This window comes from Thermosynechococcus sp. NK55a, from assembly GCF_000505665.1.
Classification (GTDB): Bacteria; Cyanobacteriota; Cyanobacteriia; order Thermosynechococcales; family Thermosynechococcaceae; genus Thermosynechococcus.
In genome coordinates this window covers 709,913-728,268 of record NC_023033.1, presented here as the reverse complement: position 1 = coordinate 728,268, position 18,356 = coordinate 709,913, and the positions used below count along the sequence as shown (strand labels likewise).

At 53.3% G+C, this 18,356-nt stretch carries 16 protein-coding genes and 1 pseudogene; 10 read left to right on the top strand and 7 right to left on the bottom strand.

Going from position 1 to position 18,356, the window contains the following annotated elements; genetic code table 11:
* Positions 1–41: 41 nt before the first annotated feature.
* From NK55_RS03535 to NK55_RS03525, 3 genes are all read left to right on the top strand, one after another.
* Positions 42–1,301, top strand: coding sequence for a bifunctional oligoribonuclease/PAP phosphatase NrnA (locus tag NK55_RS03535; RefSeq protein WP_024124440.1), 1,260 nt, complete (start codon positions 42–44; stop codon positions 1,299–1,301).
* Positions 1,302–1,388: 87 nt separating this feature from the next.
* Positions 1,389–1,853, top strand: a complete 465-nt coding sequence (gene sixA, locus NK55_RS03530) for a phosphohistidine phosphatase SixA (RefSeq protein ID WP_024124439.1) — start codon at positions 1,389–1,391, stop codon at positions 1,851–1,853.
* Between the two features lie 111 nt (positions 1,854–1,964).
* Positions 1,965–2,339 carry a hypothetical protein gene (locus tag NK55_RS03525; protein ID WP_024124438.1) on the top strand — a complete coding sequence of 125 codons (375 nt, stop codon included), beginning with the start codon at positions 1,965–1,967 and terminating at the stop codon, positions 2,337–2,339.
* Here NK55_RS03525 and NK55_RS03520 read toward each other — a convergent pair.
* Both NK55_RS03520 and NK55_RS03515 read right to left on the bottom strand, forming a co-directional pair.
* A complete protein-coding gene (locus NK55_RS03520) occupies positions 2,308–2,718 on the bottom strand; it encodes a nuclear transport factor 2 family protein (RefSeq protein WP_024124437.1) in 411 nt (136 codons plus the stop codon). The genes NK55_RS03525 and NK55_RS03520 overlap by 32 nt on opposite strands.
* 77 nt (positions 2,719–2,795) lie before the next feature.
* The gene (locus NK55_RS03515; protein WP_024124436.1) at positions 2,796–3,293 is read right to left on the bottom strand and encodes an orange carotenoid protein N-terminal domain-containing protein; all 498 of its coding nucleotides are present in this window, start codon (positions 3,291–3,293) and stop codon (positions 2,796–2,798) included.
* A gap of 264 nt (positions 3,294–3,557) precedes the next feature.
* Here NK55_RS03515 and NK55_RS03510 point away from each other — a divergent pair, with 264 nt between their 5' ends.
* The 3 genes from NK55_RS03510 to NK55_RS03500 are packed head-to-tail and all read left to right on the top strand — an operon-like array spanning position 3,558 to position 7,445.
* Positions 3,558–4,652, top strand: coding sequence for a hypothetical protein (locus tag NK55_RS03510; RefSeq protein ID WP_024124435.1), 1,095 nt, complete (start codon positions 3,558–3,560; stop codon positions 4,650–4,652).
* 2 nt (positions 4,653–4,654) lie between these two features.
* Positions 4,655–6,529 (top strand): tetratricopeptide repeat protein, encoded by a 1,875-nt coding sequence (locus NK55_RS03505; protein WP_024124434.1) that lies wholly within the window; start codon positions 4,655–4,657, stop codon positions 6,527–6,529.
* Entirely contained in the window at positions 6,513–7,445 is a 933-nt protein-coding gene (locus NK55_RS03500; RefSeq protein WP_024124433.1) for a 5'-nucleotidase, read from the top strand. Before NK55_RS03505 ends, NK55_RS03500 begins: the two co-directional genes overlap by 17 nt.
* A 151-nt stretch (positions 7,446–7,596) precedes the next feature.
* Here NK55_RS03500 and rpiA read toward each other — a convergent pair whose 3' ends face one another.
* The gene (rpiA, locus tag NK55_RS03495; RefSeq protein ID WP_024124432.1) at positions 7,597–8,304 is read right to left on the bottom strand and encodes a ribose-5-phosphate isomerase RpiA; all 708 of its coding nucleotides are present in this window, start codon (positions 8,302–8,304) and stop codon (positions 7,597–7,599) included.
* 220 nt (positions 8,305–8,524) lie between these two features.
* On the opposite strand from rpiA, the gene NK55_RS03490 reads away from it, so the two are divergent.
* Positions 8,525–10,180 (top strand): alpha/beta hydrolase, encoded by a 1,656-nt coding sequence (locus NK55_RS03490; RefSeq protein ID WP_024124431.1) that lies wholly within the window; start codon positions 8,525–8,527, stop codon positions 10,178–10,180.
* On the opposite strand, the gene pgsA is transcribed toward NK55_RS03490, so the two are convergent.
* From pgsA to NK55_RS03470, 4 genes and pseudogenes are all read right to left on the bottom strand, one after another.
* Positions 10,165–10,671 carry a CDP-diacylglycerol--glycerol-3-phosphate 3-phosphatidyltransferase gene (pgsA, locus tag NK55_RS03485; RefSeq protein WP_024124430.1) on the bottom strand — a complete coding sequence of 169 codons (507 nt, stop codon included), beginning with the start codon at positions 10,669–10,671 and terminating at the stop codon, positions 10,165–10,167. The genes NK55_RS03490 and pgsA overlap by 16 nt on opposite strands.
* 88 nt (positions 10,672–10,759) lie before the next feature.
* Positions 10,760–11,804, bottom strand: a pseudogene (glpX, locus tag NK55_RS03480) (class II fructose-bisphosphatase).
* Between the two features lie 173 nt (positions 11,805–11,977).
* Positions 11,978–14,212 carry a glycoside hydrolase family 57 gene (locus NK55_RS03475; protein ID WP_024124429.1) on the bottom strand — a complete coding sequence of 745 codons (2,235 nt, stop codon included), beginning with the start codon at positions 14,210–14,212 and terminating at the stop codon, positions 11,978–11,980.
* Between the two features lie 296 nt (positions 14,213–14,508).
* Entirely contained in the window at positions 14,509–15,318 is an 810-nt protein-coding gene (locus tag NK55_RS03470) for a fumarylacetoacetate hydrolase family protein (RefSeq protein WP_024124428.1), read from the bottom strand.
* 115 nt (positions 15,319–15,433) lie between these two features.
* Between NK55_RS03470 and rpsF the strand changes: the two genes are divergently transcribed.
* From rpsF to NK55_RS03455, 3 genes are read left to right on the top strand one after another with little or no spacing between them, the layout of a single operon-like run.
* A complete protein-coding gene (gene rpsF, locus NK55_RS03465; RefSeq protein ID WP_024124427.1) occupies positions 15,434–15,778 on the top strand; it encodes a 30S ribosomal protein S6 in 345 nt (114 codons plus the stop codon).
* 39 nt (positions 15,779–15,817) lie between these two features.
* Positions 15,818–17,428 (top strand): ABC transporter substrate-binding protein, encoded by a 1,611-nt coding sequence (locus tag NK55_RS03460; RefSeq protein ID WP_041429039.1) that lies wholly within the window; start codon positions 15,818–15,820, stop codon positions 17,426–17,428.
* Positions 17,429–17,479: 51 nt separating this feature from the next.
* Positions 17,480–18,349: an S-methyl-5'-thioadenosine phosphorylase gene (locus NK55_RS03455; RefSeq protein WP_024124425.1), complete on the top strand. Its 870-nt coding sequence runs from the start codon at positions 17,480–17,482 to the stop codon at positions 18,347–18,349.
* Positions 18,350–18,356: the final 7 nt, after the last annotated feature.

The following is an 18,356-nucleotide window of genomic DNA, read 5'->3' as shown; positions in this document are numbered from 1 at the left end:
CCCCATTGGGTTCAACCCTGCTATCCAACGCTGAAACAACTATGCACTCTCCCTATCCAGTTGAAGTCAGTGAATCTGCTCCCAGTGACGTTGAGGCGACACACCTTGAACTGAATGGTAACGCACTGGTGAAAGCAGACACGAGCAAAACGGATTTAGTGAAGGCAGAAGTTCGCTTGAGTGACCCCCGTGCTGAGGCCCTACGGCAAATGCTAGAACGCCATCGTGGGACGCGTCAGTTGATTATTCTCCAAGACTTTCCTGACCCAGATGCCCTCTCGTCGGCATGGACCTATAAGCTGATTGCTGAGCAATTTGAGATTCAGTGCGATATTGCCTACGCCGGTGCCCTCAGCCATCAGGAGAATATTACCCTAGCCCGGCTGACGGGGATGCCCCTAGTGCGCTGGTCTGTGCAGGGAACTAAAAATAAAGAGCAGCGGGACTGTAGCTGCTACCAGGGCTATGTCCTCATTGATAACCAAGGCACCACCAGCCAATTGCTCCCTCTGGTGCAGGAGGCCAGGCTGCCAGCGATCGCCATTATTGATCACCACAGTCTCCAAGAAACTATTCAAGCCGAGTTTACAGATATTCGGCCAACGACCCGCGCCACCGCCACTATCTTTACCCAATACCTGCAAGCAGGGCTCCTCACTCTCGATAGTAGCAACCCGGTCCATGTGAAATGTGCCACAGCTCTGATGCATGGTCTGCGCTCCGACACCGATTGCCTCAAACAAGCCAAAGAAGAGGACTTTCTAGCAGCGGCCTTTTTGAGTCGCTTCATTGACTATCAACTGCTGAACACCATTTTGCAGTCCCACCGCTCGAAGCAGGTGATGGATGTCATCGAGCGATCGCTGAAAAACCGCTCTATTCACAACAATTTCTCAATATCTGGCGTGGGTTACATCCGCTACGAAGACCGCGATGCCATTCCCCAAGCAGCAGATTTTCTGGTAACCGAGGAGAACGTCCACACCGCCGTTGTTTATGGCCTTGTCCACGACGAAGATGAAGAGGTAGAACTGATTATTGGCTCGCTGCGCACGACAAAAATTACCCTTGACCCCGATGAGTTTATCAAGGAGGCCTTTGGTAAGGATAGTCAGGGCCGCTTCTTTGGTGGTGGTCGCTCCCAAGCTGGCGGTTTTGAAATTCCCGTGGGCTTCTTGTCGGGGCTCAATGAGAATCCAGAATACGCTAAACTCAAGTGGAGCGTTTACGATACCCAGATTAAGCAGAAGCTCCTCCACCTCGTCAATCCCAAGAACAATGTCCTCCACGGCACGGAGTGAGGCACGGTTCGCAGTCGTCAACTTTTAGGTCTTTATGACGGAGCTAACAGTCTTTTTTTCCGCCACGGCCTTGCGGTCGAACGGGAGATGTTTGCAGGCAGTGATAGCGATCGCCCCCTAACGGCCAAAGGCGAAAAGAAAACCCAGCAGATTGCGCGGCGGTTACTCGATTTAGGCATTGAGGCAGAACTCATTCTCTCCTCCCCACTGGTGCGGGCACGGCAAACGGCAGAAATTCTCCTTGAAGTGGGGGTTGCTCCCGAGCTGATAATTTCTGACCTACTGGCTCCGAGTGGCAGCCTGCAAGAATGGCTCCGTTGGCTCAGCCACTGGCGTCAAGAACATGCGGGTGCCCTAATGGCGGTGGGTCATGAACCCAATCTCAGTCACTGGGCAGAACTTCTCACCTGTGGCAAAGCCTTGGGACACATCGAACTCAAGAAGGCAGGCATCATTGGCTTGAAGATTCCAGAAACTGATCCCCTTGGCAATAGTCAACTCTTTTGGCTGACGTCTCCCAAGTTGTTGCTCAGTGGCCGTGGCCTTGCCTGACTACAAGCGTCTATTCCCATACCTCGACCCGCTCGCACGACTTTCCCTAAAGCGACAAAATAGAAAACAAAGAAAACAAAATAGAAATACTGCCTGCCAAAGGATAGAATCGTGAATTCTGAGTCGCCAATTACAGAACATTTACCGCCAGAGGTTCTCAGTTGGCTGTATGCCTATCAGCGGGAGCATCAATTGGCTAGCCTTGAGGCGGCAATTGTTGACATTGTTTGCAAATTTTATACCCAAGCCAATCATTTGCCTGAACGGGTGGCGAATCTAGAGCGACGAGTCAATGCTCTCAGCCGTGAAGTGATTTATCTGCGCCAACAACTGTCCGAGAACTGCGATCGTCTGCGGGAACAGTTAGCAGCGGTACGCCTGAGTCATTCTGGTATTCTCCACAATTTGCGCGATCGCGTAGAGGCCTTAGAGTCCGAGGTGTTTTCCAGTCGCCCTAGCGCTGCTGACGCAGAGGCTGATAGTTGAGGAGTTCCTCCAAGGTGGCTAGCAAATCCACTTTCACAAACGTGATTTGATTCTTAGGATTGAGGCCAAATTGCCAAGCGACATTGACACTAAAGAGGGGGAGCTTAGCTTTACCGATGAGGCGGTAGCGACGTTCTATGCCCTCTGTGCTCAGTAGTTCTCCTGTGCGGGGTTCTGCTCGCATACCCACGGCTTCCAGGTGGAGATAGTGGGCGATCGCCCCACGGCCAATGATGGGATCCTCAAAGGGTGGATAGAGCACTCCCTCCTCAGCAAACAGGCCAGCCACATCCTCGTAGCGTTCACCATTGAGGGCAGCAAAATAGGCAATCAGCGTCGGTTCATCAATACCGGGAATGGAATGAACAAGATGGGTCATATTTTCAGGTCCTCAGGGGTTTGAATCGAGAAAAAAAGGGAGCAAGTTGCCCCCTGGCGTAACCCATGGCATCTCAATTAGACGGCAAGGGGATCCACACCCATGGCGACCACCGCATTCCGCAGGACGGTAATCTGTTGACCAAAGTCAAGGGCTTTGATGGCCTCAAACACGCGATCAGCATCGCGGCTCAGGGTATAACCGGGGGGCACAGGTACCACAAACCCCTGTTTCATCAGTTCTGCCAGTTGGTACCAGAAGCCGAGCTTGGTGTTGGGGCTAAAGACCCCGTAGGCACGGGTGAGAGGGGTGTCCACATTGGCCACCAAGTCACGCATAAATTGGAGTTGCTCATCAAAACTGAGGGCTTTGACCTGATTGAGTAGCCCTTCCGCCAGCTGTAGGCGAGCCGTACCAGGGGCGGCGGCTGTAATTGAACGACCCGTTTCAGTGTAGAGGAACCACAGGACTCCTAGTTTGTCATCGACGCTCAGGCAGTTGAAAAGCGTGGTGACCTCTTGAACGGCCGTAGCGAGTGTTGAGGGAGTGAAACGAGTATCGGTGGTGTAGGTCATATGCTTCAGAGATGTTAAATATCTAGCGTGTTGCTATGGTTATCTCTGCCTCCTAGTCAATAGTATGTTACATATCTTTATAGAAAGCAACATAAATTCATAAATACCACCAATAAATCTATCTTATGTATTGCTTGAATAGATTGGAGTAAATCTATTCTAGGTACCCAGCGGGAAATGAGTGATTCAAAAAAGACTCTGGGAATACCACTAGCGAGTTGTTACAAATGTTAAGATTGCATCGGTTTTGGTAAAAACACCCCAGTGGCTCGACCGGCTCTCTACGTGGCAATCACCAATCATGGCTTTGGTCATGTGGCGCGGACAACGGCGCTCGTGAATGCCATTCGCCGCCAAGTGCCGGATCTTTTGCCGCTCATCGTGACGGCCGCTCCCTATTGGTTGTTGCAGGCAAATCTGGAGGGGGAGTTTATTCATCGTCCCCGTGCCCTTGATCTGGGGGTTGTACAAGCCGATAGTCTGCACATGGATTTGACCGCAACCCGTGCCAAGCTCTTGGCCCTGCAGGCGGCAGCCCCTGAGTTAATCCGCGCGGAGGTGGATTTTATTCAACAGAATCGGGCGCAGTTGGTGTTGGCGGATGTTCCACCGTTGGCGGTGGCGATCGCCCATGGAGCCGGGGTGCCCTGTTGGATGGCCAGTAATTTTGGCTGGGATTTTATCTATCGCTCCTTTGGCGATGATTTTATTGAGATTGCGGATTGGGTGAGTGATCTTTATAGCGGGTGCGATCGCCTGTTTCAACTGCCCTTTGCTGAGCCCCTCAATGCGTTTCCCTGCAAGGAACCGGTGGGACTGACGGGAGCCGAACCGCGTTTTGAACCAGAGGAGTTGCGGCAGCGCCTTGGCCTTGCTACCCCCCGCGATCGCACGGTTCTATTGACCTTTGGTGGTTTGGGCTTGCAAGCCATTCCCTACGAAGCCCTCAAGGCGTTTCCCGATTGGCAGTTTCTCACTTTTGATGGAGCTGCGCCGGAGAATATGCCAAACTTACTGAAGCTCTGTGGTCGTCAACTGCGGCCGGTGGATGTGATGCCCCTCTGTGGTCGAGTTGTGTCCAAGCCCGGCTATGGCACCTACGCCGAGGCCTGTCGCTTGGGGGTACCGGTGGCAACGATTCGACGTGATGATTTTGCTGAAGGCCCCCTTTTGGTAGCCGGATTACAGGCACACCACTACCATCAAATCCTCAGCCATGAAGAGTTTTTGGGTGGTCATTGGGATTTTCTGCGAATAGAACCGCAGCCGCCCCAAGACCCCACCCCCTTGAATCTCAACGGGAATTCTACGATTGCCACCGCTGTTGCCTATTATTTGAATAACTGCTCATCACAATAGCCGTGGGTATCTTTGGGTGGCGGACTGCCTCGCTGCTAAAAAAGGCTTGGCAACTGTATCAACAACAGCACTGGAGCAAAGCACAGCAGTGTGCACGTCAAGTTATTGAACAGACGCCGCAGCCAGAGGCCTACTATCTATTGGGGTTAATTGCTGAACAACTGGCACAGCCCCTTGAGGCGCGGACAGCCTACGAGCAGGCGATCGCCCTTGATCCGTGGCATGCTCCTTCCCATTATCGCTTGGCAGTCGTTCTCCATGATTTGCTGCAGCAACCGGCGGCTGCCCTTACCCATTATCAACGTGCCCTTGAAGTCAAGCCGGAGTGGGTAGAAGCCCATAGCAACTTGGGAAATGCCTATCTGGACTTGGGGGATACTGAGGCAGCGATCGCCTGCTACCAAAAGGCTCTCTCCTTGAATCCCGACTTGCCCACGACCCTCTATAACTTGGGACTCTGTCTGCACGCCCAAGGCAAACTCACAGAAGCCACTGCCTGCTATGAACAGTCACTGTACCTTGAACCGGGTCAAGCGGATGTCCACAACAATCTGGGCAGTGCCTATTTAGAACTGAAGAACTATGCAGCCGCCGCTGTGCAGTTTCAAGCTGCCCTAGGTGCCAATCCAGAACTCTTAGCCGCCCACTACAACCTGGGCTACGCCCTCCATTTACAGGGCAACCTCGCCGCTGCTCGCGATCGCTACCAAGAAGTGCTGCTGCGGGATAACAAGCACCCCCAGGCGCTGTTGCAACTGGGTCAAATTTGCCTTACTCAAGGAGACTTTGCAGCGGCAATTAGTTATTACCAACGTTGTCTCAGTGTCGATCCCCTCAATAGTGCAGCCCAAGCAGGGTTGGCCACAGCCCTTCTGGAAAGCGGCGATCCTCAAGCTGCCCTCCTTCACTTTCGCCAAGCCGTTGCCCTTGACCCCCAAGCGGTGGAGGTGCGGCTCAATTTGGCCTTGGTCCTGCTCATGTTGGGGCACTTCCGGGAGGGATGGCAGGAATATGAGTGGCGCTGGCAGCAGTCCAAGGGGGGATTGCGTTCTTATCCCCAACCCCGCTGGCGAGGTCAGTCTCTGGCGGGAAAAACACTCTTTGTCTATAGTGAACAAGGCCTAGGGGACTGTATTCAGTTTGCACGCTTACTGCCTTTGCTGGCCCGCCGTGCCCAACGGGTGATTTTTGCTGCCTACCCCCCCTTGATGCGCCTCTGTCAAACCCTGCCCGCTATTCAGGTGATCAGTACTGAGGATATCCCGCCGGAGTTTGACTACCACAGCCCCCTGTTGAGTTTGCCTGGCTACTTAGGCATCGATCAAGAGCACTTTCCCAAGTTCAGTCCCTATTTTCAGTTACCCGCCCCCCGACCCCACAGTATGTTTAATGTGGCCAAACCGCGGATTGGTCTGGTTTGGGCCAGCCATAGTCAAACCTGCACCACAGCCCAGCGGTCCTGTCCCCTCGAGTACTTCCTGCCGCTGCTGCAGGAATTGGATGTCCAATGGTATAGCCTGCAAAAGGAGCGATCGCCGGCGGAGGGTGAATCCCTACGGCAGGCGGGGGTGATTGACTGCCAGCCCTATATGGGGGACTTTCTGGATACGGCGCTTTTGATCCAGCAGTTAGATGCCGTAGTTACCATTGACACAGCCGTGGCCCATCTAGCGGGTGCCCTGGGGAAACCCCTGTGGATTCTGTTGCCCTTTGTGGCAGATTGGCGGTGGTTCTCTCAGGGATCGCGATCGCCTTGGTATCCTTCAGCACAGCTCATTCGTCAACCCCGGCGCGGCGATTGGCCGGGGGCGATCGCTCAACTGCGCAGTGCCCTTCAATCCCACTATCGGACACGCAGCAATGGGATACCCAATTGAAAAGAAATTAGTGATTGCGGTGGCCTCCAGTGCCCTCTTTGATTTGGGGGAGGCGGATGATGTCTTTCGCAATGAAGGGACCGAAAAGTACCGCCAATTTCAGCGAGAAAGGAAATATGATGTCTTGCCGAAGGGGGTGGCGTTTCCTTTTATTCGCCGCTTTCTGAATCTCAACCGTGCCTATCCCGAACAGGAGCCAGTGGAGGTGGTGCTCCTCTCTAGAAATGATCCGGACACAGGTCAGCGGGTCTTCTATTCAATTCAACACTACGGCCTCAATATCACCCGCGCCGCCTTTTTAGGGGGAAAATCTCCCCACCCCTACATTCCTGCCTTTAATGTGTCTCTGTTTCTTTCGGCAAATGCAACGGATGTGCAGCAGGCGATCGAGGCTGGTTATCCTGCAGGCATGGTCATTCCCTCCACCATCACCGATCACGAAGAGGATGCCGAGTTGCGGATTGCCTTTGACTTTGATGGCGTACTGGCGGATGATGAGGCCGAAGTGGTCTTTCGCCAAGGGGATCTCGAGCAATTTCAAGCCCATGAACTGCAAAAGGCCGATATTCCCCACAATCCAGGCCCCTTGAGTGATCTCTTCAAAAAACTGTCGGCCTTTCAACAGTTAGAGATGGTCAAAGAGCAACAGGATGCCAGCTATCGGAGGCTATTGCGAATTGCCATTGTCACTGCCCGCAATATCCTGGCCAGTGAGCGGGTGGTAACCACACTCAACAGTTGGGGAGTCATGCCCGATGAAACCTTTTTCCTAGGGGGTATCGAGAAAGTGCGCATTCTTCGGCAACTCAAACCCCACATTTTCTTCGACGATCAACGGACCCACCTGGAATCAGCAGCAGGAGCAATTCCCTCTGTGCACGTGCCCTTTGGTGTGCGCAATCATGGGCAGACTTGAGGCCCATGGCATCAATTTTGAACATCAATTTTGAATTTTGAACGATGTGGGGGTGTGATTTCCCGATTGTCAGTTAGCGGCTGGGCTCAAGACACTCCGTTTCTAGCTGCTGTTGACCGCCGATGAACGACAGAGAACAAGCGGCCTCGCCTTAGCGCATTTCCCGCACATGGGGTTGGCCATCCAGGATTTCGCCAATGAGAATCACATCAGCAAGGTTGACAAAAAGACCATTTTCGACAACGCCGGGAATGTTGTTAATTGTTTTCTCCAGTTCAGCGGGGTTAGGAATATCATCAAACTTGACATCAAGGACAAGGTTCCCTTGATCTGTGACCACTGGGCCGTCTTTTTTGACCCCCATCCGTAGTTCCGGCCGCCCCCCCAGGGCCTGCAGGGCACGGGTGACAGGAGTGATAGCAAAGGGTAAGACTTCCACCGGTACGGGGAAGGTGGAACCCAATTGCTGCACCAGTTTACTACTATCCACCACCACCAAGAACTGCTCTGCCAGGGAATCAACGATTTTTTCACGGGTATGGGCTGCCCCGCCCCCTTTGATCAGGTTTTTGGCGGGATCTACTTCATCGGCACCATCAATGGCAATGTCGAGTTTCTCCACATCATCGAGGGTGACGAGGGGAATGCCATGCTTTTTGGCCAAGACAGAGGCTTGAAACGAGGTGGGCACACCGGCGATGTTACTGAGCTCTCCATTGCGCAGGCGATCGCCCAAAAACTGAATAACAAAGGCCGTGGTTGACCCTGTCCCCAAGCCCACCACCATTCCCGACGCCACGCGATCGGCGGCGGCTTTGGCAACAGCTTGCTTCATCTGTTGAATTGCATTATCACTCATGGGCGGGTTCCCTTATTTTTTCCAAAAGCACGATACCACAGCATGGAACCTCTCCCTCAGGGCACTCGTCAGGTAGGGCAGGACTCGCCTGTACTTTTTTATCCTCGCGTTCGTGGAGTGGATTGAGGCTGCAGTTTCATTGTCAAAGCGAGGATTAAACTGGTTTGTAGATCAGAATAATACAGTAAGTAATGTTGCAGGAATTAAAGGTGTTTTAGAAATGGCGATCGCGCCCACAAAGAAAAAATGGCAGTGGTTCTCCCTCTTGGGGGCAGCTGCAACCATTTGGACACAGACTGGACTTGCTGCCGAACAAATTAGCCTTGTTTATCCACCCTTTGGTACCTTCAACATTCAAGTGAGCGACCTTGCCACATTTGCGGCAACCGGTCAGGCTAGCTCGGATCTCAAACTTTTAATTCAGTTGCTCCCCAGTGATCAACAGGCCAACCTGCGGGAAGGCTTAACCACCCGCATGGACTTGAAACCCACCACCGTCAGCCAATTTGTCAACAGTCCCCTGGGTCAAAGCTTTTTAGAGCGTATCGGCCAAGTCATCCATGCCGATAATGATGTCAATGGTGGCCAGGCTCTTGGGAAAGCTCTGACAACCGCCGCCAGCTCTCCCTCAGGCATTACTTTACTCTCAGTGCTACAGGCCTTTCCCGGCAAGAGTGTGAAAGTCAATGGTGAATTGGGCCTAACGGCAGTGGGCGCTTTTATCCGTGCAGTGAATCAAGAACAGCGGGCGCAAGACTTTATCGAACGCTTGGCGCAACTCCAGCCAAGAACGTCGCTGCCCAGTGGTCTTTATCCTGCCCAGAAGGGGCCCTTCCAGTGGCAAAAGCAAAACATGACATTTACCAATCCCAATCGCACCACGGGCGCCATTCCCGCAGATCTCTATGTCCCAATAGGAATCACGGCGCCTGCGCCCCTGATTGTCATTTCCCATGGTTTAGCCTCAGACCGCACGACCTTTGCCTACTTGGCAGAGCACTTGGCCAGTTATGGACTGGCGGTCTTAGCAGTCACTCACCCCGGTTCCGATGCCAGTCGGGTTGGCAGTTTCCTCTCAGGGGCACCCCTCGACTACGAGAACTTGCCGAAGGACTGGGCGCAGCGTCCCCTCGATTTAAAGTTTGGGATAGATGCCGTGGCCGCTTTGGTTCAGAAAAACCCTGCCCTGAAAATTGACACCAAGAATGTTGGTCTCTTTGGTCACTCAATGGGGGGCTTTACGGTACTGGCGGCGGCGGGGGGTACCGTTGACTGGAATGCTGTTAAGCAACGCTGTTTAGCAGCAGCGAATGATCTTTTTATCTTTAATATCTCCCTGCCTCTGCAATGTCGTAGTCTCGGTCTGTCCGATGCGCCCTCTACATTGGTAGATCCACGGGTCAAATCTGTGATTGCCGTCAATCCAGTGAGCAGTATGCTGATTGACGAACGGGGTATGGCCAATATCAAGGTGCCTGTGCTCATTGTTTCCAGTAGCAAAGATGTCTTTGCGCCACCGCTAGAGGAGCAGATTTTGCCCTTTACATGGTTGCAGGCCGAGCCCAAGTATCTTGCCATGCTCGTTCCCGGTACCCACTTCTCGGCGCTAGGGGTCAGCGAAGCGGGGGTGTTGCCAGTACCTAATGATCTCATTGGCCCGAATCCCCAGTTGGCACAGCCCTTTTTCAAGGGGGTGAGTGCAGCCTTCTTTGGAGTCTTTAATCAACAGAATGAGCAATTGCGTCCCTTCTTGAGTCAAACGTTTGTTAGCCAAGTGGCGCAGCCAACCTTTCAAGCCTATTGGGTTGATCGCATTAATCCGCAGCAGTTACAGGAAGTGCTGGCGGGGCGCATTGGCGCTCAACCGCAAAGATAAACTGCTCCAGAAATCAGCGTGAGGGCGATCGCCCCCCCATAAGCAATGAGTATTCCCCCCTGCCAAGCAGGAGGTAAGGGAGCCAGAAGCAACGCCACGGCCACAATCTGGCTAACGGTTTTGGCTTTCCCCCAAAGGTTCGCCCCCTGAATGTGAGATTGCTGAACCCGCCAGCTGGCAATTCCTAGTTCCCGAAAGAGGATCAACGCCACTGACCATGCAGGCACCTCTGCCCACGCAATACAGAGCAAAAGAGGCACAAGAATCAGCAGCTTATCCACCAGCGGATCAAGCACTTTGCCCAAATCCGTCACCTGATTGAAACGGCGGGCAATGTAGCCATCCAGCCAATCCGTGAGGGCGGCCACCAGAAACAGACTCACCCCCCACCAACGGTAGACCGCTCCATCATTGAAGGAGAGCAAACCTAGGATCACGAACACGATCAACAGGCGAGCAAAGGTAAGCGTGGTGGCGAGGTTCACAGGCATGGCACTTTACAGGCTGAACTCATGCAAAAGCCTCCCCCACAGGGAGGGAGTCCATTATCTTTGGTCTATCTTTGGTCGCAGTCAGTGCTTAGTACAACTGGAGCGACTTCAATTGCTTATCGAACATGTGGATCGTATCCACAAAGCGTGCTGTCTTCGACTGGGTGGAAATAACCAGAGATTGGGTACGGGCACCTCCCTTGAAGAAACGCACCCCTTTCATGAGCATGCCGGGGGGTAATGCCACAGGCGGCAAAGAGCACCGTTTCCCCAGAGGCCAATTCTTCGGCTTCATACACTTTATCGGGATCGGTGATGCCCGCTTTTTTCAGCTCTTCAAGGTTGCCTTCGCGGGTGCGATTGGCCCATTCCTTGGTCATGACCACAGCGGGATCATAGACCAGTTGCCCTTGGAAGTGCCCACCTAAGGCGCGCATGGCAGCGGCAGAAATCACCCCTTCGGGCGCAGCGCCAATCCCCATGAGGGCATGAATGTTGGTACCAGAGAAAGCACAGGCAAGAGCTGCGGAGACATCCCCATCGGAGATCAGTTGAACGCGGGCACCCGCATCGCGGATTTCTTGAATTAAGTCATTGTGGCGATCGCGCTTCATGACCACCACCACCAATTCATCGATGGCGCGGTCAAGGCATTCAGAGAGAATTTTCAGGTTTTCTGTCGCGGAGTTGCGAATATCCACTTTGCCCTTAGCAGCAGGGGGCGCTGCCAATTTCTTCATATAAAAGTCGGGAGCTGCAAACAATCCCCCTTTTTCAGAAATGGCCAGCACTGCCATCGAGCCTGGTTGACCATAGGCACAAAGGTTTGTCCCTTCGCAGGGGTCAACGGCAATGTCAATTTCAATGAGCTCTTCAGGGTTACAGTATTGGGCAGCATCGGGACGGGTACAAATGCCCACTTCTTCGCCAATGTAGAGCATTGGGGCTTCATCCCGTTCCCCCTCACCAATGACAATGCGACCACGCATATGGATTTGATTCATGCGGTTGCGCATGGCATCGACGGCCGCCTGATCCGCCATGTTTTTGTCACCTTTGCCCATCCACCGCGCTGAGGCGATCGCCGCCTGCTCGACAACTTCAATAATCTCTAAGCCGATGACGTTATCCACACAACCCTCCTAACTGCACAAGTTGATCCCGCAGAGGTTTCCTATCTGAGCTTACAGAACTTTGGCACGCAGAAAATAATCTCTCGCTGCAAATTATTCTCCCTCCATGGTCGCTTGATCGGGAAGCCTAAGCACTCTCCTGTTGCTGTGGAGCAAAGGTTGCCCCCTATGGTCTAAGGTGTGGTCAAAAAGAGCAGTTGCTCTGGGGGTAGATGATCCAAGTAATAGCCATCCTGGGCCAACACAATCAGTAGATGAAGACCACAATCGGGATGCAGGTGCAGATCCGCCCAAGGAATCGCTACTTCTAGGCAGATGCCCAAGGCATAGCGGGCATGGGTGGGGCGCTCTTGCCACTGATAGTTGGCGATCGCTTCCTTGAAGGTCATCTGTTGGTTTTCAAAGTCAATGACCAGTTGATGGTGGTACAGGTAATTCAGGGGTGCTTCATCGGGGTAATCTCGCAGATCCGAGAGGGGGCTATTGTACGTCACCCTGTTGGGGTAGTACCAGCAAAAATGGATGGCACTGATCTCATGGCCAAAGGGCTGTTTCTGGGTAGGGGCATCAAGACGTAGATAGATATTTAGGTGATCCACCCCATACCAGAGGCGATTGATCAGGGTTTGGCGGTGCATCGTCCCTCGGCTGCCACCAATTTGAATCCGGCCGGCAAAGTTCCAGTCCTGCTCATCACCGCCCCCATCAATCTCAGGGTGAATAAAGCCTTGGGGCGGGTAGGTATCCTTGGCTTCGTGAACTTCTAAGGGCTCCTTGAGAACCTCAGGAATCGGCTCCCCCAGTGCTGTGTAGAGCGCCATCAAATGCTCACGGAAAAGCTGATCAAACATGGCATCGTGGTTCGAGGAGTGGCCTTCACCAAACCACCAGAACCAGTCAGAGCCTTCAGCCGCCAAAAGGGCTTGCCATGCCGCTGGATTGTTTGTTTCTGTTGCTTCGGGGTGACGTTCAAGGGTTTGGCGGGCAGCCCCTAAATACTCCCAAGCTTTGTTTTTTACCGGATCGCCAATCCACGTGCAGAAATTGCCATCAATCCAAGAGCCACTGTGGAGAGTAGCGCCCGAAATCACTGCCCGCGGGGGATAGTGTTGCAGATACTCTGCCACAGAAACACAGGCAAAGTGCTCGCTCTCACTCAGCCCTTGATAGAGCCTTTCTAAGAAGGGCAGGCCATCACGGGGATAATATTCCCAGCAGTTTTCACCATCGAGGGCAATGGTCACTAGCCATGGCTGTTGTAAACTGGTCTGGCCGCTGTTTTCATAGGCAATGAGTTGCTGGCGAATGCCCTCAAGCTGTTTGAGTAAATCCGCTGCCGCTGCTTCGGGAGCCATGGCACTGTAGGTAAAGCCAATCAAATCCGAGAGGCGGTGATCACGAAAGACAATGTTGAGATCCCCTTTGGCTGTGGTCAGGCGGTAGGGTTGGTAAAGAACATCAGCCTGTTGGACAACCCCTGCTTCGTTGCGGTGAAAATAGGTTCCCGTTGTCCAGCCCAAGATTGCTTCATCGGAACAAATCCACTCAAATCCTTGCTCGACAATTGGTTCAAGAATAGCTGGACTTACGGATTGCTCTGACGGCCACAGTCCGCGGGGCGATCGCCCAAAGAATTGTTCATAAAGAACTCGGGCCCGCCGCAAATGCCGAGGAACATCTTCGGGATATTGGAACCGCTGTTGGGGCAAGGCAATGTTGGGAACCGCCACTTTTGCGGCATCGGTATCCACCAAGAGGGGCAAAATCGGGTGGGTGTAGGGGGTGGTGGTGACTTCAATTTGACCCCTCTGTTGCAGGGCGCGATGCTGGGGGATGATTTGGCCAAGAATTTCCCGCTGTTTGGCAATGATTCGCTGGCGATCGCTAAGGCTAAAATCCCGCCCTTGGGAGAACCATTGGGCAATCTCTGGCTCCTGCCAATACAGAGGATCAATCCACGCTAAATTGTGCCAAGCCAACAAATCCCCATAATCCTGGGGCTGCCAATTTTGCCAACACCATGTTTTCCCGCGAGTTTGCCGTTGCTCGTAGAGTTCACGATAGCGGGGGTGGGGATCAATCATGGTGCGGTGGTGGGCATCAAAGAAATGCTCAATGATAAACCAGCGCTGTTGATCCGTGAGTTGCTCGACCGGGGTCAGTGTAGCTGTCAGGTAGGGATCCAGAGCCGTCCCGTTGACATAATCCTGAATTTGGAGCAACAGGGAGGGCACAAGGTTGACGGTTTGCTTGAGGCGGGGATATTTGGCGAGGATTAGGATCAGGTCTAAGTAATCCTTAGTGCCATGGAGCCGTACCCAAGGAAGCAGGTATTGACCAGTGCGACAACTTTTGTAGAGGGGTTGGTGCTGGTGCCAAATGAAGGCTATATGCAAAGGATACGCCACAACAAACTTGCCCCCCGTATTTAGGACTCTTCCTCTAGTATTTAGTATTTCAAGTATTTCAGGGGAGTTTCTTCTATCACCACTTTGTTGCGTAAAATGTCAAAAGCAGCAAAAATCTTAATATCTTAATGTCATATCTTAATGTCGGCCGTTGCAAAGGTATGGGCTATGGCTCGCCCGCCCCTCCTCACCATTACAGAAATACAGAAAGCTCTGAAGAGCTGCAACCCCGTCTAACCGGTTTTCTATTCGGTTGAATATCTTGCATTGAATTGGTGGCGTTGGGCAAGTTATTCCTAGTAGGCGCGACCCAAGGAGGGTGTCCAAGGGGTCTCAGGTGTTGTGACTACTGAAAGCAGGCTACCAATGCCCTCTATCTCAACGCGCACGCGATCGCCCACTTGTAATGGACCAATTCCTGCGGGTGTCCCCGTCAATACCACATCTCCCGGCAGCAGCGTCATCACGTAACTAATGAAACTCACCAACTTTGCGGGTGAGAAAACCATCTGATCAATTGTTGCTGATTGGACCGGTGGTGCCGCCTCATTAATAAACGTTTGCAACCGCGCATCACTGGGAACCTCTCGCACAATCCAAGGACCTAGGGGGCAAAATGTGTCAAACCCCTTAGCCCGTGTCCATTGCTGCTCCCGCTGTTGCAGATCCCGAGCGGTGACATCGTTGGCGATCGTGTAGCCCCAAATATGCTCAAGGGCTTCATTTTCAGGGCAGGCACGGGTACGGCGACCAATGATTACCGCCAATTCCCCCTCATAGTCCAGGCGCTGCACTTGGGGCGGATACCAAATGGGACAGCCGGGGGCTTGAACCGTTGTCGGTGGTTTCAGAAAAATCAATGGCTCAGGGGGAACACTATCGCCCATTTCCGCAGCGTGTTTGACATAGTTGCGCCCCACAGCAACGATTTTCGAGGGGGAGCAGGGAGCCAGCAGTTGGTAGCGATCGGGACTGAGGACTTGGTGGGTGGGTTGGCCGTGGAGCCACGGTGCTGCATCCCAAATAATCACTTCACGATTGAGTTGCAGTGTGCCGTAATGAATTTGTCCCCCCGTGGTCTGCACCCGCACAAATCGTTCCACCATAGTGAATGAGTCCCCTTTTCTCCTTGCCAAGAATGGCAAACTGCGGTGCTAGAATTATAAAGCCTTGCTTTTTGCATCCGTCAAAAGGCCATTTGTCCAAAGGGAGTTGACCTAAATGATCACACGTAACTACGAAACGCTTTATATTATTCGTCCTGATGTGGGCGAAGAGCAATTGGAGCAAACCATTAGCCAATTTCGCGCTTTTTTAGAAGAACAGGGCGCTACAAAGCTCAAGGTACAAAATCGCGGTAAGCGTCGGTTTGCCTATCCGATCAAGAAGCTGCGGGAGGGCTACTATATTCTGATGACCTATACCGCTCCGGGGACGGCGATCGCCCCCCTTGAACGCGCCATGCGCCTCAATGAAAATATTCTGCGCTTCATGACGATTGTCCTCGAAGAAGAGACTGAAACCGAAGACGCAGAAGAGGAAAATCCTGTGCTTGCCCGTGCCTAAAACAGTACACTGACTCACATTCCCTTGAAGGGGGGCACCATGGCACCATCTCCCAGTTCTTGGATTTGCGACGGTGTGCCTAAAAACGGCAGAACCTACCCCAATGCCAGCGGTGCCCATCCGCCCTACGAAAATTTTGGCCCCGACTGTGCGGTGTGTGGGCTCCCCCGTGAGGCCATGGAGCCAGCGAACAGGGCCAATAGCAGCAAAAAATCGCCCCTGCCCCTCGTTGCTGTGGCCCTTGGGGTGGCTTTACTCCTGATGGGCGGCATGGGCTTCCTCAGTTATCGGCTGTTCTTGACCAACCGTGAGAATAACCCGCCATCGCTGTCGGGCCGATCGACCAGTGGCAGCCAACTGGTGAGCAAAACCACCGCCCGCAACGCCGCCTACATCAGTCAAGGGGAACGCATTCTCATCAGCGAACCCAATCCCCAGCGAGTAGCCCTCAAGCAGGAGGCCGCCCTTGCCTTTGATCGGGGAGACTGGGCGCTGGCGATCGCCAAATATCAAGAACTGGTTGCCCTCGATCCCAATGATCCAGAGTCACGCATTTATCTCAACAATGCCCGTGCTCGCCAAGCTGGCAACCCTATGACAATGGCTGCCGTTGTTCCCATTGGCACCAGTCCCGATACCGCCAAGGAAGTGCTGCGGGGTGTGGCTCAATACCAAGAACAGTTTAATGCCAGTGCACCTAATCGTCCCCTCGAAGTCGTCATTGTGAATGAAAACAGCCCCAACGGTGTGACCAGCTTGGCCGAGGATTTAATCAACAGTTCAATTCAAGGGGTACTGGGTCATGGGACCGACGCCAACAGTCGTGCAGCCCTACAGGTTTACGAACAAGCAGGGATTGCCGCTCTTTCTCCCCTGACCACAAATGTCATCCCCCAAGGCAACAGTAGGGTGCAGGTACAGACGCTATCCCTCAATGAAAAAGGGAAACAACTCCTCAACACCTACCTTGACAATGCCGCTCAGACCCTAGCTGAGGCTGTAGCGAAAAAAGTACCCCATGCTAAGGTGGCTCTTTTTTACAACAGCGATAGTCCCTATAGCAATGAACTGAAAAGCAAGTTGACAGCCGTCCTACCGCAGTTTGGTGCTCAGGTGGTGCAACAGAGGGATGTGGCCGCCGGCTTTAATGCCAACACGGCGATGACCGCGGCCCGGCAAGCGGCGGCCAATGCGGTGGTTTTGGCCTTCAGTCGCGCTCGAGTCAACGAGGCCGTTGCCCTGGCGATCGCCAATCAAACCCAGACTCCGCCACTACAATTCTTTGGGAGTGATCAACTCTACGGTCCCGATCTCTTGATCAAGGGAGATAGTGCCATCAATGGCATGATTTTGGCGGTGCCCTGGAGTACCAACCCCAATGATCCCTTTGCTCAGCAGGCGGCGCAAGCGTGGCGGGGTCAGATTAGCTGGCGCACCACGACGGCCTACGATGCCACCCAAGCCCTAGCCCAAGCCATGGCCAAAGGGGGCGATCGCGCCAGCACCCAGCAGCTCCTGCGCCAAGGAGTGCAAATTCAGGGGCAAACCGCCAGTGGTACCTTTAATCGGGTTCCTCTCGTCCAAGCGGCACCGGGGCCCAATGGCCCCAAGGGCTCCAACTACCAGTTCAATCCCCTCAGTGGCATCTAAAACCGTCCAACTAGTGCTAAGCTATTGCCGATTGGTGTTTTAGGAATCTCCATGACTGCAAAAATTGGCATTATTGGCGGCAGTGGTCTCTACAAGATGGAGGCTCTTACCGATGTCGAAGAGGTACGCCTGACTACGCCCTTTGGTGATCCTTCCGATGCCTTTATTTGCGGCAAGATTGCTGGGGTTCCCGTTGTCTTTTTGGCACGCCATGGCCGCCATCACCATCTACTGCCGACGGAGATTCCCTTTCGTGCCAACATCTATGGCTTCAAATCCCTTGGGGTCGAGTACCTCCTGTCTGCCTCGGCGGTGGGTTCGCTCCAGGAAGCAGTCAAGCCCCTTGATATCGTGGTTCCGGATCAGTTCATTGACCGCACGCGCAACCGCATTTCTACTTTCTTTGGGGATGGTATTGTGGCGCACATTGGCTTTGCTGACCCCGTTTGTCCTGTCCTTGCTGGGGTTCTGGCGGATGCCATTGCTGATCTGAACCTACCCGATGTCACCCTTCATCGCCAAGGTACCTACGTATGTATGGAAGGCCCTGCCTTCTCAACCTTGGCGGAGTCCAATCTGTATCGCTCTTGGGGGGGAACTGTCATTGGCATGACCAATCTCCCTGAAGCAAAGTTGGCTCGTGAAGCGGAGATTGCCTATGCAACCCTAGCGCTCGTTACCGACTACGACTGCTGGCACCCAGAGCATGATTCAGTAACGGTGGAGATGATTATGGGTCACTTGCAGCGCAACGTCAAAAATGCCCAAGCGATTATCTGTGAAACCGTCAAACGTGTCCATGCCCATCCACCGGTCTCTAAGGCCCACTGTGCCTTGAAGAATGCTATCCTCACTCCCCTTGATAAAGTACCCACAGCCACTAAGGAGAAACTCCACTTGCTCCTAGCCAAATATCTCTAGAAATATC

Excerpts from the sequence above, each read along its gene's own strand:
- rpiA (WP_024124432.1), bottom strand. The coding sequence starts at position 8,304 with ATGAGTGATAATGCAATTCAACAGATGAAGCAAGCTGTTGCCAAAGCC.
- sixA (WP_024124439.1), top strand. The coding sequence starts at position 1,389 with ATGTTTGCAGGCAGTGATAGCGATCGCCCCCTAACGGCCAAAGGCGAA.
- NK55_RS03470 (WP_024124428.1), bottom strand. The coding sequence starts at position 15,318 with ATGGTGGAACGATTTGTGCGGGTGCAGACCACGGGGGGACAAATTCAT.
- NK55_RS03490 (WP_024124431.1), top strand. The coding sequence starts at position 8,525 with ATGGCGATCGCGCCCACAAAGAAAAAATGGCAGTGGTTCTCCCTCTTG.
- pgsA (WP_024124430.1), bottom strand. The coding sequence starts at position 10,671 with ATGCCTGTGAACCTCGCCACCACGCTTACCTTTGCTCGCCTGTTGATC.
- NK55_RS03520 (WP_024124437.1), bottom strand. The coding sequence starts at position 2,718 with ATGACCCATCTTGTTCATTCCATTCCCGGTATTGATGAACCGACGCTG.
- NK55_RS03460 (WP_041429039.1), top strand. The coding sequence starts at position 15,818 with ATGGCACCATCTCCCAGTTCTTGGATTTGCGACGGTGTGCCTAAAAAC.
- NK55_RS03515 (WP_024124436.1), bottom strand. The coding sequence starts at position 3,293 with ATGACCTACACCACCGATACTCGTTTCACTCCCTCAACACTCGCTACG.
- NK55_RS03455 (WP_024124425.1), top strand. The coding sequence starts at position 17,480 with ATGACTGCAAAAATTGGCATTATTGGCGGCAGTGGTCTCTACAAGATG.
- rpsF (WP_024124427.1), top strand. The coding sequence starts at position 15,434 with ATGATCACACGTAACTACGAAACGCTTTATATTATTCGTCCTGATGTG.
- NK55_RS03500 (WP_024124433.1), top strand. The coding sequence starts at position 6,513 with ATGGGATACCCAATTGAAAAGAAATTAGTGATTGCGGTGGCCTCCAGT.
- NK55_RS03535 (WP_024124440.1), top strand. The coding sequence starts at position 42 with ATGCACTCTCCCTATCCAGTTGAAGTCAGTGAATCTGCTCCCAGTGAC.